Here is a 16,525-nt window from a genome sequence, read left to right as displayed (position 1 = left end):
ATATTAGAAACAGATCACATCAATTCGCCAGTCTTGTGGTTAATATTGCGTCGCTGAGAAAACATAGAACGAAAAACAAGCGTAGTGATACTACTAGGAACCACCTCCTTGGCCAGCTCAATCTCCCTTGAGCTGGCTTTTCTTTTTCTCACGCCCCCCATTTCCCTACCGCAAATACCCTAAATAATTCGAGTTTCAGGACAAAAGGTTAGCGTTTTGAACAACGCAAAGCGTTGGCCCCAGAGGGGTGAGGCCATAAGGCCAAATAACACGGCAAGAGAAGGAATCCCGATGAGCTTACTCAGGTAAGTGATTCGGGTGACAGACAAACCTGCCATAGGCAGGTTTGAACGCTGCTTGCAGCGGCCCCAACGGGGCGAGGCGCACGCAAGTGTGCCGAGTAGCGCAGCCAACGCACATGCAACTTGAAGTATGACGGGCATATTCACCGACTCTTCTGATTTCTACCTACCGATTTAGTGTCTATTATTAATTCCACTATCCTGCTTAGGAGAAATAGGCCATGGAAAAAAATCCGGTGACGCTGCTGATTCTGAATGGGAAAAGCGCAGGTAATGAAGAACTTCGCGAGGCCATTGGTGAGCTACGCAAGGACGGCTATACGCTGCATGTCCGCGTGACCTGGGAATACGGCGATGCCAAACGCTATGTGGAAGAGGCGATTCAGCTCAATGCGGATAACGTGATCGCCGCTGGTGGCGACGGCACCGTCAATGAAGTTGCCGCCGCATTAGCGGTACAGCCGGAAGCGGTGCGTCCGTGTCTGGGAATTGTGCCGCTGGGTACAGCCAACGATTTCGCCACCAGCTGTCAGATTCCGATGGAAATGCACAATGCGTTGACGCTGGCGATCAAAGGCCGCGCCACCGCCATTGATATCGCCAAGGTGAACGACAGCCATTACTTCATCAACATGGCAACGGGCGGATTCGCCACGCGTATTACCACCGAGACACCGGCCAAGATGAAGGCCGCGCTGGGGAGCGCCTCATACGTACTGCACGCGCTCTTTCGCATGGACATGCTGCAAGCCGAGCGCTGTGAGATTCGCGGACCGGATTTTCACTGGTCGGGGGATACGCTGGTTATCGCGGTAGGCAATGGTCGTCAGGCTGGCGGCGGGCAGCAGCTTTGCCCGGAAGCGCTAATCAACGATGGGTTGCTGGAACTGAGCGTGCTGTCGGCAACAGAGCTGCTGCCGAATATGCTTCAAGCCTGGTTTACCGGCAGCGAAAACCAGAACATGATTTCCGCTACCCTGCCCTGGCTGGAGATTACCGCCCCGGACGATATGACGTTTAATCTGGACGGCGAACCGCTCACCGCCAAACGTTTCCATATCGAGGTGCTTCCCGCAGCGATTCACTGCCGGCTACCGCCCCAGTGCTCGCTGCTGGAATAGCGGCGCGTTTCGATTATTCCTGTTTCTACTATTCCCGCTTCAGGCGATTACTGTTTGCCAGATACAGTGTTACCACCAGCAGCAGAATCGCCGCGGAATAAACCAGCGTATCCGATGGGCTTTTGTGATCGACAATAATCAGGCGAATGATAGCCGTAATGCCGATGTAGATAAAATAGCGCAGCGGGAAGTGATAGCCGGACTGAAAATACTTCACGATCAGCGCAATGAACTCAAAATAAAGGAAATAGATCACAATGCCTTCTATCAGCTGATAGGAGGAATCTTTCTCGTTGGAGATCAGCAGCACTTTCGCCAGATGGAACGTTTCCTTGACTAAAAAAATCACCAGAATGGTCGCCAGCACCAGCAGGCCGATATTGAGTATCGTCTGAAGTGCCTTGGCAGCCATCGCACTACGAGCAGAACCTGCCATATGTTATCCCCACATCCTATTTCACATTAACGCCAAGATTTCACAGCAAAGTAACCGGATGCCCCCGCACTGTCACGCCAAAATACGCTTAATTTAGTTTGAAATTACTGGCAAATATGTCACGCAAAGTACAAGTCAATTTACTTATACACGTCAGACTTCAGGCTGCATGTGCGTTTTACCACCAGCGGTGAAAATGATGAACAGGGCCGATGCCGTGCCCAACCTCCAACGTGTCGGCCTGCTGTAACGCCTGCTGTAAATAGTCCTTCGCTACCTTGACCGTCTCCCCCCAGCTATCGTGACGCGGTCGCAGCGCCGCCAGCGCGGCAGACAGCGTGCAGCCAGTGCCATGCGTATGGCGTGTATTCACGCGCGGGGAACTAAAGCGCTGTGGCTCGGCCTGCCGGCTGAACAACCAGTCCGGGCTTTCCGCTTCACTGAGGTGACCGCCTTTCATCAGCACCGCCTGACAGCCCATCGCCAGCAGCGCCTCCCCCTGTTCACGCATTTCCCGCTCGTTGGTGGCGGGTGACGTATTCAGCAGCGCGGCGGCCTCCGGCAGGTTCGGCGTAATCAGGGACACCAGCGGCAACAGCTCACGACGGATCGACTCCACCGCCTCGGGAGCCAGTAGCGGATCGCCACTTTTCGCCAGCATCACAGTGTCCAGCACCACGAAAGGCACGGCGTAGTGACGCAGGCGCTCGGCAACGGTTTCGACAATATCGGTCTGCGCCAGCATGCCAATCTTGGCGCTGTCGATACGCACATCGCTCAGTACGGAATCCAGCTGCGCCGCGACAAAATCTGGTTCAATCCGGTAGACGGACTGCACGCCGCGCGTATTTTGCGCCACTAGCGCGGTAATGACCGACGTGCCGTAAGCACCCAGCGCAGAAAACGCTTTTAAATCCGCCTGAATCCCCGCCCCGCCGCTCGGATCGGTGCCTGCAATCGTCAACGCATTGATACGCTTCATGCCAGATCCTCCGCGCGCAGGGTATAAAGCCGATCGAGAAAGTTGGGAATAAAACTCCCCGTACCTTGCGACGCCGAAGCTGCCTGCTGCCCCGCTAACGCCATGACATAGCACGCCGCCGCTACATGGGATAAGCAATCCCCCTCTAAGGAACAGAAACCCGCGACGACCGCCGACAGCGCACAGCCCGTGCCAACCACCCGCGTCATCATGCTATCGCCGACGGTTACCGCGATATCTCGCTCACCGTCCGTGACATAATCCACCACGCCGGTCACCGCAACAATCGTCCCCACTTGCCGAGCCAGCTCGCGGGCGGCAGGGAGCGCCGCCAGCGAATCATTAGCGCTATCCACGCCACGCCCCTGTGCGGCTAAGCCCGCCAGCGCCATGATTTCAGACGCATTGCCGCGAATTGCTGCCGGTTTCCACGCCAGCAGTTCACGACAGAATTCACTCCGAAAGGTCAAACCACCTACGGCAACCGGATCGAGCACCCACGGCGTACCCGCCTGATGTGCACTGTTTACCGCCGCCCGCATCGCCTCAGCTCGCGTACGTTCCAGCGTCCCGACATTAATCAGCAGCGCATCGGCCACCACGCTGAACTGCGCGGCTTCTTCGAGATCGACCACCATTGCTGGCGACGCATTCAGCGCCAGCAGCACATTAGCGGTAAAAGATTGCACCACATCGTTGGTCAAACAGTGCACCAGCGGCGAGGCAGAACGGAATTGGGTTAGTGATGTTGCTGCCTGAGCGGCAGAAAAGTCGGCGGGTCGCGTGTTCATAAATCTCCCAACCGGCGTGGAAGAAGGCGGCAACCGGTGGGGCATACCGTGACTTCCCTACGCTGGCATTATCCAGATCAGGTGGTACGGGTATTTCTCAGCCTTCACAAAGAAGGGCACCCCGAGTCATTTAAAATCAAAATGTTGCGATTAATGTTTTATTAATCTTCGATCAGGATAATGCCAGTGGGAGGTATTGTAAATGGACATCCAATCCCGCTTGTGTGCCAGAAGTATTGCGATGACCCGCAGTCAGTGGGCTAAACGAGGTTCTAGTTTTCAAGCTTCCCAAACCAGATATCACTACAGGCGCTCTAAAAATTCAGCGAGTTATATTTTTCCGTAAAAGAAATCTACATTCGATCAAATTTTCATTTTTTTTGCGCGTTATTGACATTTCTGTAAGCCTTCTCAGACAAGGGTTGCGCGTTTCTTAACCTGTCGAAATCTAAATTCAACCTCAAAATCAAGCTTTGCACTCAAAAGAATCTCAACTAAAATACCCAGCATGTAGTATTTTAATGAAATTAATACACTACATATAGATATCGCGTTAATGACAGGCATAAAAAAACCGGATTCATAAATTGTGAATCCGGCTTATGAAGCATGACCACCATGAGTTTGCAGACTCATAACGTTTGTTAGCCTCACTTTCATTTCTACGGTTTGATTGTGCCGAGCTTGGATGGTCATGTAAATACCAATTAGTGCTCATAAGGAGCTACACATGACAATCTGTAATAAGTCTCATCGATACAATACGGCTTTCATTAACCTGCCAGATGACCAAGGTGGTGAGGGGCGGCATAAATGTTGTGGCTGCGCCTACGATCAAGGCTACCAATCAGGCTTATCTCGAACGGAACAAGTCTGGGTAAATTTGCATGTTTTACCTGATAGCCAAGCGGGCACTGTACGCCATAAAAGCCCACAAGCAGCATTTGCTGAAGGCTATCGTGATGGTATGCGTGATTCCTACCGCCACGCGGGTTAATGTTGAATGAAGGGGCTTCATGCCCCTTCCTCTTTTAAGGGATAGAAATGGATAAACGTTACCAGGTTTTCGTAAGTTCAACGTTTACGGATTTGGAAGAGGAACGGAAACACGTTATACAGACGCTAATGGAAATGGATTGCATCCCAGCAGGAATGGAGTTATTCCCAGCAATCGATGAAGGTCAATGGGAATTCATAAAAAAAGTAATTGATGACTGTGATTACTATCTGCTGATCATTGGTGGCCGTTATGGCTCTGTCGCAGAAGATGGTTTGAGTTACACTGAAAAGGAATTTGATTATGCGGTCTCAAAAGGTTTACGTGTTGTTGTTTTAGTGCATGAGAATCCGGAAAGTCTACCTTTAGCCAAATCTGAAAAAGATTCTGAACTCAGAGAGAAGCTCGCTGCATTCATCGAGAAGGCATCAACCAATCGCCTCAGGAAAACATGGGCAACAGCTAAAGATTTACCTGGATTGGTTGCGTTAAGCATGAATAAAACGATGAAAACTTATCCGGCAATCGGATGGGTAAGGGCTAATTTAACGTCTTCTGAAAATGATTTACGTGCAATAGTCGATTTACAAAAAGAAAACGAACGATTAAAAAGTGAACTAGCAAAAGCAACATCTCCCTATAACCAAACTCTTGAGTTAAATCTAGCGGATTTCGATGATGTTTTCGATTTTAATTGCCAATCTACTTTTCCTAGAGGGCCATACACAACTGGCGGGATTAAAGTTTGGTCTGTGAGCATGAAATGGAAGGACATATTTCATACAATATCGCCCTACCTCACTAGACATTATCCCGAATCAAGTGTCTCATCCACAATTGCCGAAACAGCGAAAAAAATCGCAGACAAAGGAGGCTCATCCGCTAAAGTTTCCTCTCAGGATCTCAAGACGATAGGCATACAATTGCGCGCATATGATTTCATTAAAATTGAATATTTAAAAACGATTGATGGCAGCATGAATACATTCTGGTCATTAACAGAATCAGGACAGGTTGAGATGCTGAAAACCAGAACGATCAAAAAGCAAAGTCAAATTACAACAGAATAAATTATCTCCATTTCGCCCCAAAGATCTGGGGCGAACTTTGTACCTCAAATGGATATTTACAATATTTTTTTTCCCCTCAGGTTAAGTAAACACCAGCTATCTCCAACCCAGGCCATCAATTACATAGCAAATTGTGGATAACGGGAACGTATGCAGCTAACGCCGAGCTATTCCTGATCCACTTCAGCCAACCGTCAGGCTGCTTGAACGCCCCCGACACAAAATGAAAAACCACAGGCACGTTGTGACATAGAGAAAAACGCCATAACCCTTTAGACTGGTTAATCAAACCCATACTGAGGAAATTGTGATGACGATGATAAAGAGTTATGCCGCACCGGAAGCAGGCGCAGCGCTGGAGTTGTATGAGTTTGATGCGGGTGAACTGCAAGCGGAAGACGTCGAAGTTGTAGTTGATTACTGCGGCGTGTGCCATTCCGACCTGTCGATGATCGATAACGAATGGGGCATGTCGAGCTATCCGCTGGTTGCCGGGCATGAAGTGATTGGCCATGTACACGCGCTAGGTGACGCGGCGAAAAGCAAAGGATTAAAGATTGGTCAGCGCGTCGGTATTGGCTGGACGGCTCACAGCTGTGGGCACTGCGATGCCTGTATCAGCGGTAGCCAAACTAACTGCCAGCAAGGCAGCGTGCCGACCATCCTGAATAAAGGCGGTTTTGCCAATAAGATTCGCGCGAACTGGCAGTGGGCTATCCCGCTTCCTGACTCCATTGATATCGAATCTGCGGGTCCATTGCTGTGCGGCGGCATCACCGTGTTCAAACCGCTGTTAATGCACCATGTCACCGCAACCAGCCGCGTCGGCGTGATCGGTATCGGTGGCCTGGGGCATATCGCGATTAAGCTCCTGCACGCGATGGGCTGTGAAGTCACAGCGTTCAGTTCTAACCCAGCCAAAGAGCAAGAAGTGCTGGCGATGGGTGCCGATAAGGTCGTCAACAGCCGCGACCCGCAGGCGCTGACCGCACTGGCAGGCCAGTTCGATCTCATCATCAACACCGTGAGTGTCGATCTGGAATGGCAACCCTACTTCAACGCGCTCGCCTATAACGGGAAGTTCCATACCGTCGGCGCGGTAATGAAGCCATTCAGCGTTCCAGCTTTCACGCTTATCGCGGGCGACCGCAGCGTTTCCGGCTCTTCTACTGGTTCACCACATGAACTGCGTTCTCTGATGAAGCTTGCGGCTCGTGCCAACGTGAAGCCGCAGACAGAACTGTTCCCGATGTCGAAAATCAACGATGCTATCCAGCACGTACGTGACGGCAAAGCTCGCTACCGCGTGGTACTGAAAGCCGATTTTTAATCGGTAAAGACGCCTGAGCAATCGGGCGTCTGCTTTTTGCCTATCAACACAGCCAACGTCATTCTCTGGGGTATACCGCCCGGCACCACGCGACTCAATGTATTCAATAGGTTTCATGATAGGATTGAAAGGTGATGCAAGAGGAGATCCGCAATGCCTTTTAAAGAATATGACCATGATTTTATTGATAAAAACAAGAAAACCACCTCGTCTGTAAGGCTCGCCCTGTTATCGTCTGTGTTGATCATTATATTCAACGTCTTGTTCTTTAAGCACCGCGACTTTCAGGAACAGCTGCACAATAATCCGGGCTCTTATGCCGATACGATTGCGTTGGTTTTTCTTTTTTTTATCTTGTCATGTACCAGCAAAATATCCCTTAACCATACTTCAGCCTTATCTATTCGCCTCGGACTCCACATCTGGATATGTGCCGCTACGTTTGACTTTATGGATGAGTTTATCTATCAACCCAAGCTGGTCGGGTATTATGTTGAGGATCTGCTGAGAATTATTGGCATGTTTGGCGTCGGATTTGGCGTCTATACCCTGATACAGCAAATTAATAATAAGTATGTCGAAGCTAGAATACAGTCATTTAGCGATGAACTCACGCAACTACCTAACCGTCGGTTTTTTATTAACGAATTAAAAAAACTTGAAGCAAAAACACCCTATTTATTTATTATCGACATCGACAATTTCAAAGCCATTAATGATAAATATGGTCATACGAAAGGCGATGAAATATTAAGTAATTTCGGTCATATTCTTTCTCGCTTCGATAACAGTGAAGTTGTGGCAACCCGAATTGGTGGTGAAGAGTTCGCGATTATTCTGTATGCCGGGACACAGGCTCGGGCAGAAACGCTGGCAAGAGAGGTATTAAAAAACGCGAATAAAATCATTATTAAAAATACACACCACCTTTCTGTCAGTATTGGGGCGGGTAAAAAACAGCCTCAGGAACCCACCGAACACTTTATGAAACGCGTGGATGTCGCACTTTACCAAGCCAAAACCACCGGTAAAGGCAAAGTTGAGTGGGCACTGGAACCGAAAGAAAAAACCCTATAACCCGACGCAGTCTCATTCCGATAATACGGCCACACGGACGCGCCATCCTCTGAAAGACATCAACGCCATTTTCGCTGAAATGAAAGACGGGAAAATCACAGGCCGTATGGTGATCGATCTGCCACGGTAAGCCGCGATTGATTAATATAAAACGAGATAGCACAGCGCTATCCCGTCTGTTTTCTTTATAGCTTAGCTAAGCGTTTGTGTATTACCGGGGCACACGAGCTGCTTACTTTTAATATGGTAAACCTCGACGTCAGGACGCGTGAAAAAGGCAATTTCCCACGGGTTTTTAGTGACGAACTCATGGCGTACTTTTTCATAAAGCGGATTGTCGCGCGCGATAATAAACGCTTCACCTTCAATAATGGTGTAGTTCCATTCAATGGCTCGCTCGAAGGTATAGTGGCTGCGCTCATCCATCGCAAAAAAGCAGTGTGGATTGCGTTTAAGCAACTGGGATTTAAAGGTTTCGGGGAACGTAATCAGAAAGACATCGTTATCCACAGACGACAAGAAGGCCAACACCGTAGTGTGCGGCTGTTCGGCAGCCATGGTAATTAATACGCCAACCTTATTGGAAAAATCCTGCTTCTCCGTCGGCGGAAAATCCACCATCGGTGTCAGGGGCACCGGCATTGACGGGCGATCGTCTTGCGGAAACTGATAGCCCGGTTCGCGGATATCCAGCACGGGCGTGAAACCGTGCAGAAGCTGGCACTCTCTAGGTTCCAGCACGACCCAATCGCCATCACTGGCGACCACACGTCCTTTGTAAGAAGTACGATAAACCTGAATATTGGCATCAAATTCATCAACCCCGGAGCGGTTATCAAGGTGAATAGTTGCCAGGTCGCCAACGGCAAACTCATGCCCGTGTGGGAAAAAAACGCGCAGACTGTTATCCGCATTGGGATAGACGCCGCAAATATGGATGACTACGCCATCCTGCTTATAACCCGCCAGTACACCGAGAGTTTGCTTTCCTAGATAGCTCACGAGACTCATACATCACGCCTTATTCAGATTGGGCTTCAGAGAGGATGCGACCCTGCTTCACTCGGGCCGCTCCAGCAGTGGTCAGGAAACGGAGAAATCATTCACGCTAACCGCATCACTTCCTACCTATCAACGGAGAAAGCGCTGAAAACTTTAGGCTGAATAGGTAGGAATTAAAAGCGCTAAGTAGGATGTATCAGCCAGTTATTTCAGCACCAGCATAGTGATTCCCACGCCGATCAGCATCAGACAAAACGCCCCACGCAGGTAAACAACGGGCAGCTTGTGCGCTAAAGCCACGCCCCAGGAAACACTAAAGATCCCGCCCAACGCCAGTGGTAAACCAATACCCCAGTCAACGTTACCCGCCTGCGAGTAGGATAGCAGCGCAGCCAGTGCACCCGGAACAACGAGTATCAGCGCCATGCCCTGCGCCTGCGTTTGCGCAAAGGCAAACAGCGTAACCAGCACAGGCACCACCACCAAACCGCCACCAACGGTAAAAATGCCCGACATAAACCCGCTCGCCACACCGAGCAACGGTAGATATTTGGTCGATAGCACAATCTCTGACGTTTGCCTGCGCTTCTTGTTATACCACTGCCAGATATAGTACGCCGCCAGCACCAGCAGAAAAGTGGCGAAAGCACGCTGGAGGTTGTGAACATCAATCGATGACGCGATATGGGCAGCAAGGTAGGCAGACCCCGTCGCAAAAGCACACATGGTCAACGCCACCCGCGTATCAATGCGGTTACGCTGGCGATAGCGTAGAAAACCAATCAGCACGTTAGGCGTAATCATCACCAACGCGGTTCCCTGTGCCATATGTTGATCCATCCCGAAGAGCACACCCAAAATCGGAATCGCGATCAGCCCACCGCCAATCCCCAGCATTCCTCCGCAAAATCCCAGCCCGATACCCAAAAGCAAACACAACAAAATATCGCTGAACATCATTAAGCTAAACATAAAAAATGCATGACCTATATATCACAAGACTATCTGGAGAACCGCGTTTCAGGCCGGTAGGCAGACAATGGCTTTAGGGTAAATATTCCGCGATTTCGATCAAATTCAGATCGGGATCGCGCAGATAGAGAGAACGAATTGGCTGCGTTGCACCGGTTCGCATCACCGGTCCTTCGCTAATTGGCCAGAGGCAGCGTGCCAGATGATCCATAACCTGCTCCAGCGGCACCGACGCAATAAAGCACAGGTCGAGCGATCCCGGAACGGGCAGATGCGCTTTCGGTTCATGTTCGGCGCCACGCAGGTGCACATTGATTTTTTGATGACCAAAATGAAAAGCAACGCGCCCATTCGCAAACGTTTCTTCCCGCATTTGCAACACATCAACATAAAAATGTCGGGTCGCCGCAAAATCAACGCAGGTCAATACAAGGTGATCGACATGATCGATAAGTGACATTGATAAGTCCTATCCTGAACGATATTTCTCACATCCTAGGAGTAACGCGGTCTTTTGATAATCCCTGAATAGTCAATGACCCTTTCCTGTCAGGAAAACCTCCGACTGTGCTAAATTACAGCCTGACATAAGACATCTGCCAACATGCTGCGCGGAATCAAACTGCCAGCTCTTGTGCTGTTTTCCAGCTCTGCTGAGGACTCTCGATACGCCATGATTAACCCGACGCACTTTGACCTCCAGTCGCTCCGCATCTTTTTGCAGGTTGCCAAAACCGGTAGCCTCACCAAAGCCGCAGAAAAGTTCCACATTACGCTTTCAGCCCTGAGCAAGCGTATCGCCGAGCTGGAGCGCACCGTGGACTGTGCGCTGTTTATTCGAATGCCGCGCGGCCTGACGTTAACCCCCGCAGGCAAGGAATTGGTGAATCACGCGCGCAATGTGTTAAGCAACGTGGAGCGTATGGCGAGTGAAATGAACGACTACGCCGTTGGCGTGCGCGGCCACGTACACATGTGGGCGAACACCTCGGCGATTATTCAGTTTCTTCCGCAGGATCTGGCGTCATTCCTTCTGGCACGACCGCTCATTCGTATTAACCTGGAGGAAAAGCTCAGTAAGACCGTGGTGACGGCGCTCGCGATGGGAGAAGCCGATATCGGCATCTTCGCTGACAATGTCGGCTCGCAGGGGGTCGAGAAGATTCCTTATCGTCAGGACAAGCTTGTCGTACTCGTTCCGCCCCAGCACCCACTTTCCGCAAGGCCAGAAATCAGCTTTAACGACACGCTGGGCTACGACTATGTCGGCCTCAATAACGGCAGCTCGTTGCTGAAGCAGTTAAAAGATGCCTCAGATGAGCTGGGGAGAGTGCTGCGCCTGCGGGTGCAGGTCAGCAGCTTTGACGGCATTTGTCGCATGATCGAAGCAGGACTGGGGATCAGCGTCTTGCCGGAGGGCGCGATTCGCCCGGGAGTGCTCGGCACCGGGTTACGCGCCATCAGTCTCACTGACGAGTGGGCTTCACGCCAGCTCTGGCTGGGCGTGAAATCCGGCGCGACGTTGCAACCCGAAGTCGCCAATCTGCTGACACATCTGCGGCAATGCGGCACGTAAAAGTGAAGCGCAAGCCTTAGCCTTCTTCGCTACCCGTTTTTTCATAGCCGAGGCGGCCAACAAAGGGTAAACGCAGCGCGGGCGGGTTCATATCCACGCCCATGCTCAGCCCCAGAATGTTGGCCTCAATTCCCTCTTCAATGCCCATCGTGATACCCAGCACGCCCAGCAGTGAAATCTGCACACCGCTTCCCGATGGCGACAGCCCCACTGGGCGCGTGATCGGACGGTAATCTTTGCCAATCGCATTAGCGGGCATATCCAGCTTGAGCGCGGGCACTGCGCGGCCAATGTGAGCCAGAAACGTATTGCTGTTCGGTCCCGGCCAGGCGTGGTACGTCTTCGGCCACGGGTAGCTTTTTATCGCAGCCTCAATCTGTGGGATCATCGCTTCCGCGTTGTCGCCACGGTGTTCCACCAACAGCTTCGGTTTCGCACCATACCAATACGCATCGGCCACCGAACGGTTAAGACGGACGACGTTATCGCTCCCCCAACTCACGACTTCATAGCGGCGATATTGGGTTTCCCCTGCTTTCTTGAAAATGATCCACGGATGTACCGCCACCAGCCCACGCCAGCCGTATGTCGGCGCAGCATAAACCTGCACGATAGCAGTCTGGCGAAATTGCACAGGGTTCGGCGCCAAGCCGGAAGAATCACGTTTGGCAGACCACCAGCTTTGCCCATTAAACGTTTCGCCGTTACGCGTTGACTGCGCCCAGCTTTGCCAAAAAGACAGCAACAGCACACAAATAAACCCAATCCCTAAGAATTTGAGGTACGTCATAGGCCTGATAGCTCACAGAAAGAGATGGAACGGCATCGACACGCATGCGAGCGAGCGCTCACAGTGAAAATCGGTCAAAAAATCATTCCGCTAGTTTACTGCCTGTTGGCGGTAAGGTTAAGGCATTGGGTGAAACATTGACCTGTTTTTACGCTGTATCAAGACAGTCTGAGGATTTAGGTGATGCATCCTATTAGCAAAATATGTCTTTCTCAATGAAAGCACCAATAGCTTTTTCACACTGCTCAACAAAGTATGAGAAACAGCCTTCCTCACCTTGAAGATGTGTTTCCACCTGCATCCAGTGACATGCAGATTACGTTTTTTTCGACTACGATCGCTCTTTCAATGGCAATGTCGTCATGCAGGTTTGACTGTCGTCATAGGTCGCAAACGATGAGTTTGCCACGCGTCCTTGATAGCTGACATTAATCGTTCCTTCAATATTGCGCGGCAGCCATACGCCGACAAAACCGTTTTGGTGGCTGTTTAGGGTTTTCTGCACGGTGACATTACCGGCTTTATCCGTAATTTTTACGTCAAATGCTGTATTGGCGAGCTCACCCTGACACCCGGACAAACTGTGGTTAAAGCAGGGATGGGTTTGCTGAATATAAGGGGCGAATGAGAGATAGAATTTATTTCCCAGCGGATAGCTATACTGCTGCTGCCCATCGGATAATTTCAGTTCTTTGCTGGTAATCGACGCGCTGTAGGGCAACGGCCTGTCCTGCGGCGATTGATCGATCGTATCGACGATCTGTTCGACGCTTTTCCCTGCCAGCCCTTGTTTAGCTAGAAACGCATTAGCGTCAGTCGCTGCAGCGAAACCCGACCCACTCAACGTCAGAGCGAACAGTGCCGCCATCACCTTTATCTTCATCATCACTTCCCCTCAATAGAGTCATTATCTGGAATCACAGGTTATGACGTTACACCTTCCCCCTACGGGAAGGTCAAAAGGTGGGAAGTATAGAAAGGTAAAATAATGTATTTACTGGTTTTTTATTGATTTTGATCAATTTTAAATCAGGATGAATGGCGGCTATAGCAGCACCATTATTGATATGGGTCATGAGGCTGGTTTTTTACGCCCCATTTACTGACCTGACCAGTAAAATTCGATACGGATCCCGCTTGGTTCATAGCACATCATATGCATTGCCGGGCCGCCACTAATCAGAGAGGGCGCGAACTCAATGTTGATGTTATGGGCTGATAATTTCTCAAAGATCGCAAACAGCGCCACTTTGGCATCCACCTTAATCGCAAGGTGATGTAATCGGGGGGCATTTCATTACGTCAGCCGTGGGTTTGATTGCCTTATATGGATTCGGCAACACGATCGTTGTGTTATCACTCGCGGTTGGCGTGGCGACGATGCTGATGCAATATTTTCGCGCTGTGCATCCACCAGCTGGCGCCAACCCGCTGGTTATTATTCTGGCAGGGAAGAGCGCTGTGGGGTTTGAGTTCTTAGTCACGCCCGTTCTGCTGGGGAGCATTGTGCTGGTGGCGATCGCTGCCGTGATCAATAACTACGCAGGGGATGGTCGCTGGCCTACGTATTGGTACGGCATTGGGCAGCGTAAGCTGCCAGCCCTGAGATAATGAGCATCGCTTGCTCCACCCAACAAGGCGATCGGGAATCTAGACGGTGCCTTAATTACAGAAGCGGCTATATCAGCTAGAACATTTATCGCCAGTACAACGCTGGTGATAAGTGAGAAATTATTGATATTCCGCTTTTATCATTATAAAACAACTGCATATTTCAATCAAGCTTGTCTCCCCTTATGATATTATATTAATTTCAGATTCTTAGCTCATTCGATATAGAAAAGGTTCCGAAATAATTGCTTGGATTAAATCATTTCCATCGCTATAATTAGAAGATGTCATCCTATATTTTTCCATTTTTTTCAATTAATGAAGTCATCGTTTTTAATTTGGATGCTATCCTTCTAGCAAAAGCATCTGCTGTATTTTCAAGAGATTTCAATCGAGCCTTATCTAAGCTATTAAAATCATTCTCATTAACAATATTGCTTTTAAAAATATTCAAATCGTTAACAACCCCTCCTTCCATTAATTTTATTTTACTTAAAACATTAGCATTTAATTTATTATTTATTGCATACTTAAGATCACTGTTTTCCATATTTTCAAATATAACCCTCATATCATTATCATTTTCTTTAATTAGCTTTTCTAAATTAATTAAAGAATTTGTTGTTCCTGATATGAATTTATCATATTTATTCTTAACCTCATGGAAATTTTTATTTATTGAGACTGAATTATCTTTTTTTAAAAAATTAACGGCGCATCTAACCAGTGAAGGAGAATTAAGGTCAGGAAATTTTTTACAAGGGGGGTTGGTACCACATTTATTAACATTAACCAGATTATCGCTAGAATTTCTTACCTTTTTTAAATTCACCAAGAAATTGTAATTTAAACGCTCACTAATCTTTGGAACGAAAGTATGATTAACAACCGGAATACTTAATTTTCTTGCAACTACTGAAATCATAAAACCTCCATAAGAATAACAAAAAATTTAAATGGATAATTTTAATTTTTGAATAAAATTTACCGTTTTGTATATCCATACAGTTAAGTTAATAACATTGATTTTAGCAGAAAAAACCAGTGTAGACTACATTTTCAAAAAATTCACCCAAGTCTTGGTCGCTATAACGTTACCAATGCTAAAATTTCAGCTTTTTCTGGTACTGAACCCTTCGCTCATGTTGCTGATCGGTAGCATTTAGTTATTAGGCAATCGGCACAGTTGCTCACTTAAGCTCTGCATCTGCTTGAGGAATAATCAACAGATCGCGTTGGATAATGAGGATAATGATTAGAGCGATGACTCTAAAAGACACGGCTTACGATAAACCACCGCTTTAATTGGCATCTTTGGTACACATTGCTAGTCACTCAGGGAATGAATTAAGGAAATAAAATCGATGATAAGGAAAACCTTTATTGCCACACTGATTGGCCTATCGGCGATATCCATCAGTCAGGCAAATGGCAAGATAGATGCGCTCTACGAACACCTAACGTAGCAGGATACTCACGCATTAACCACGCTGACAGCTTTAGTGAAAGACAACGACCCGCAGGTATTGAGCACGCTAAATAGCTTTGCATAATAGCGCTACACTTGCTGACGGCAACACCCCGCCAGCACTGGACTCGCACAATGAGAAGTGAAGCATCAATGCGCAAAATTATTTAGCACCAATATTGGGAAAAGATCGAAACCTAGATATCTCAAAAAGTATGTAGAACTAAAATGGATGTGCTTGCAGTAGCATACTACCGCTTGTTGCGATAAAAAACCATCGGTGAATTTATTAATAAATATAAATTCTACGAATTGAACACTCTCTCCCCAAAAAACTAAGCAACCATATGCACATCAATTTAAATCGTCACTATTTAATATTCGACGTTTTTACTGAAAAAAAGAGAGAATTGCCAATAACCACATTGAAAAATCTCTCTTTTATTGATGAAAATGAAAACATCATTCTATTAAAAATTCTCTACGGCTGTAATCCAGATACAATCCATACACCATTACCAGAGAAAACATAGGCTCCTCTGTTGGGTTTCACTAATGTCATCTCACCATTCACATACAATTCAACGGGTGTAGCCGAAGGAGAGGAAATATTATTAATATTAATTGATTTTTGTGATGAATATCCAGATGGAACAGGTGTATGAATTGCTGGCACCAACTGCCCATCTCGCAAATTTATCACTACTAAATCATAAGTCTTAAATAAATCACTTAAATTTTTTGCAGTGATTTCAACACCATTTTCTATTTGATAAACCACTGAGTAATCAGTTTCTTTTTTGTCAGAAATTAAGGTCGGACCGTATTGTGACGACCCCAAATTAGTCTTCGTATTTTGATTCTCTCCAGAATGCAGCAAGGTGTTACTCACCAAACTACTGTTACTCATGTCGCGAACACCATTTTCTAATGCATATGTCAACGGCATAGCTAGCATTGCCCCAACTAGAATACTTGAACGTAATAGATTCATCATAAC

The 16,525-nt window shown here is 48.2% G+C and carries 16 protein-coding genes, 1 pseudogene and 1 riboswitch; of the genes and pseudogenes, 7 read left to right on the top strand and 10 right to left on the bottom strand.

What is annotated here, in order from left to right; translation table 11 throughout:
- Positions 1-523: 523 nt before the first annotated feature.
- Positions 524-1,423: a lipid kinase YegS gene (gene yegS, locus JFY74_06945; GenBank protein QQG29767.1), complete on the top strand. Its 900-nt coding sequence runs from the start codon at positions 524-526 to the stop codon at positions 1,421-1,423.
- A gap of 28 nt (positions 1,424-1,451) precedes the next feature.
- Here yegS and psiE read toward each other — a convergent pair whose 3' ends face one another.
- The 3 genes from psiE to thiM form a co-directional block, all read right to left on the bottom strand.
- Positions 1,452-1,859 carry a phosphate-starvation-inducible protein PsiE gene (gene psiE / locus JFY74_06940; GenBank protein QQG29766.1) on the bottom strand — a complete coding sequence of 136 codons (408 nt, stop codon included), beginning with the start codon at positions 1,857-1,859 and terminating at the stop codon, positions 1,452-1,454.
- A 178-nt stretch (positions 1,860-2,037) separates the two neighbouring features.
- Positions 2,038-2,841 carry a bifunctional hydroxymethylpyrimidine kinase/phosphomethylpyrimidine kinase gene (gene thiD / locus JFY74_06935; protein ID QQG29765.1) on the bottom strand — a complete coding sequence of 268 codons (804 nt, stop codon included), beginning with the start codon at positions 2,839-2,841 and terminating at the stop codon, positions 2,038-2,040.
- Positions 2,838-3,632, bottom strand: coding sequence for a hydroxyethylthiazole kinase (thiM, locus tag JFY74_06930; protein QQG29764.1), 795 nt, complete (start codon positions 3,630-3,632; stop codon positions 2,838-2,840). Before thiM ends, thiD begins: the two co-directional genes overlap by 4 nt.
- Before the next feature lie 37 nt (positions 3,633-3,669).
- Positions 3,670-3,766, bottom strand: a riboswitch (TPP riboswitch).
- Positions 3,767-4,362: 596 nt separating this feature from the next.
- Between thiM and JFY74_06925 the strand changes: the two genes are divergently transcribed.
- From JFY74_06925 to JFY74_06910, 4 genes are all read left to right on the top strand, one after another.
- Entirely contained in the window at positions 4,363-4,629 is a 267-nt protein-coding gene (locus JFY74_06925; protein QQG29763.1) for a hypothetical protein, read from the top strand.
- A gap of 47 nt (positions 4,630-4,676) precedes the next feature.
- A complete protein-coding gene (locus JFY74_06920) occupies positions 4,677-5,699 on the top strand; it encodes a DUF4062 domain-containing protein (protein ID QQG29762.1) in 1,023 nt (340 codons plus the stop codon).
- 310 nt (positions 5,700-6,009) lie between these two features.
- Positions 6,010-7,029 (top strand): NAD(P)-dependent alcohol dehydrogenase, encoded by a 1,020-nt coding sequence (locus tag JFY74_06915; protein ID QQG29761.1) that lies wholly within the window; start codon positions 6,010-6,012, stop codon positions 7,027-7,029.
- 153 nt (positions 7,030-7,182) lie between these two features.
- Complete coding sequence (locus JFY74_06910) at positions 7,183-8,106, top strand: GGDEF domain-containing protein (protein QQG29760.1); 924 nt, start codon at positions 7,183-7,185, stop codon at positions 8,104-8,106.
- A gap of 192 nt (positions 8,107-8,298) precedes the next feature.
- Here JFY74_06910 and JFY74_06905 read toward each other — a convergent pair whose 3' ends face one another.
- From JFY74_06905 to JFY74_06895, 3 genes are all read right to left on the bottom strand, one after another.
- Positions 8,299-9,117 (bottom strand): hypothetical protein, encoded by an 819-nt coding sequence (locus JFY74_06905; protein ID QQG29759.1) that lies wholly within the window; start codon positions 9,115-9,117, stop codon positions 8,299-8,301.
- A 195-nt stretch (positions 9,118-9,312) separates the two neighbouring features.
- On the bottom strand, positions 9,313-10,065 hold the full coding sequence (locus JFY74_06900; protein QQG30473.1) for a sulfite exporter TauE/SafE family protein: 753 nt from the start codon (positions 10,063-10,065) through the stop codon (positions 9,313-9,315).
- An 88-nt stretch (positions 10,066-10,153) separates the two neighbouring features.
- Entirely contained in the window at positions 10,154-10,540 is a 387-nt protein-coding gene (locus tag JFY74_06895; GenBank protein ID QQG29758.1) for a VOC family protein, read from the bottom strand.
- 213 nt (positions 10,541-10,753) lie between these two features.
- On the opposite strand from JFY74_06895, the gene JFY74_06890 reads away from it, so the two are divergent.
- Positions 10,754-11,656: a LysR family transcriptional regulator gene (locus JFY74_06890; protein QQG29757.1), complete on the top strand. Its 903-nt coding sequence runs from the start codon at positions 10,754-10,756 to the stop codon at positions 11,654-11,656.
- A gap of 16 nt (positions 11,657-11,672) precedes the next feature.
- Here JFY74_06890 and JFY74_06885 read toward each other — a convergent pair whose 3' ends face one another.
- Positions 11,673-12,446, bottom strand: a complete 774-nt coding sequence (locus JFY74_06885) for a DUF3750 domain-containing protein (GenBank protein QQG29756.1) — start codon at positions 12,444-12,446, stop codon at positions 11,673-11,675.
- A 331-nt stretch (positions 12,447-12,777) separates the two neighbouring features.
- Positions 12,778-13,332 (bottom strand): copper-binding periplasmic metallochaperone CueP, encoded by a 555-nt coding sequence (cueP, locus tag JFY74_06880; protein ID QQG29755.1) that lies wholly within the window; start codon positions 13,330-13,332, stop codon positions 12,778-12,780.
- Between the two features lie 389 nt (positions 13,333-13,721).
- Here cueP and JFY74_06875 point away from each other — a divergent pair.
- Positions 13,722-14,057: pseudogene (locus JFY74_06875) on the top strand (HPP family protein).
- A gap of 292 nt (positions 14,058-14,349) precedes the next feature.
- Here JFY74_06875 and JFY74_06870 read toward each other — a convergent pair.
- Entirely contained in the window at positions 14,350-14,982 is a 633-nt protein-coding gene (locus JFY74_06870) for a hypothetical protein (protein QQG29754.1), read from the bottom strand.
- 1,024 nt (positions 14,983-16,006) lie between these two features.
- Positions 16,007-16,522 carry a hypothetical protein gene (locus JFY74_06865; GenBank protein QQG29753.1) on the bottom strand — a complete coding sequence of 172 codons (516 nt, stop codon included), beginning with the start codon at positions 16,520-16,522 and terminating at the stop codon, positions 16,007-16,009.
- Between the last annotated feature and the right edge of the window lie 3 nt (positions 16,523-16,525).

Source organism: Pectobacterium carotovorum (assembly GCA_016415585.1).
GTDB lineage: Bacteria > Pseudomonadota > Gammaproteobacteria > Enterobacterales > Enterobacteriaceae > Pectobacterium > Pectobacterium carotovorum_K.
This window is presented reverse-complemented; position numbering and strand designations above follow the sequence as displayed.

What these genes read in the sequence shown, in the direction of transcription:
- yegS (QQG29767.1), top strand. Translation starts at nt 524, where the DNA reads ATGGAAAAAAATCCGGTGACGCTGCTGATTCTGAATGGGAAAAGCGCA.
- psiE (QQG29766.1), bottom strand. Translation starts at nt 1,859, where the DNA reads ATGGCAGGTTCTGCTCGTAGTGCGATGGCTGCCAAGGCACTTCAGACG.
- thiD (QQG29765.1), bottom strand. Translation starts at nt 2,841, where the DNA reads ATGAAGCGTATCAATGCGTTGACGATTGCAGGCACCGATCCGAGCGGC.
- thiM (QQG29764.1), bottom strand. Translation starts at nt 3,632, where the DNA reads ATGAACACGCGACCCGCCGACTTTTCTGCCGCTCAGGCAGCAACATCA.
- JFY74_06925 (QQG29763.1), top strand. Translation starts at nt 4,363, where the DNA reads ATGACAATCTGTAATAAGTCTCATCGATACAATACGGCTTTCATTAAC.
- JFY74_06920 (QQG29762.1), top strand. Translation starts at nt 4,677, where the DNA reads ATGGATAAACGTTACCAGGTTTTCGTAAGTTCAACGTTTACGGATTTG.
- JFY74_06915 (QQG29761.1), top strand. Translation starts at nt 6,010, where the DNA reads ATGACGATGATAAAGAGTTATGCCGCACCGGAAGCAGGCGCAGCGCTG.
- JFY74_06910 (QQG29760.1), top strand. Translation starts at nt 7,183, where the DNA reads ATGCCTTTTAAAGAATATGACCATGATTTTATTGATAAAAACAAGAAA.
- JFY74_06905 (QQG29759.1), bottom strand. Translation starts at nt 9,117, where the DNA reads ATGAGTCTCGTGAGCTATCTAGGAAAGCAAACTCTCGGTGTACTGGCG.
- JFY74_06900 (QQG30473.1), bottom strand. Translation starts at nt 10,065, where the DNA reads ATGTTCAGCGATATTTTGTTGTGTTTGCTTTTGGGTATCGGGCTGGGA.
- JFY74_06895 (QQG29758.1), bottom strand. Translation starts at nt 10,540, where the DNA reads ATGTCACTTATCGATCATGTCGATCACCTTGTATTGACCTGCGTTGAT.
- JFY74_06890 (QQG29757.1), top strand. Translation starts at nt 10,754, where the DNA reads ATGATTAACCCGACGCACTTTGACCTCCAGTCGCTCCGCATCTTTTTG.
- JFY74_06885 (QQG29756.1), bottom strand. Translation starts at nt 12,446, where the DNA reads ATGACGTACCTCAAATTCTTAGGGATTGGGTTTATTTGTGTGCTGTTG.
- cueP (QQG29755.1), bottom strand. Translation starts at nt 13,332, where the DNA reads ATGATGAAGATAAAGGTGATGGCGGCACTGTTCGCTCTGACGTTGAGT.
- JFY74_06870 (QQG29754.1), bottom strand. Translation starts at nt 14,982, where the DNA reads ATGATTTCAGTAGTTGCAAGAAAATTAAGTATTCCGGTTGTTAATCAT.
- JFY74_06865 (QQG29753.1), bottom strand. Translation starts at nt 16,522, where the DNA reads ATGATGAATCTATTACGTTCAAGTATTCTAGTTGGGGCAATGCTAGCT.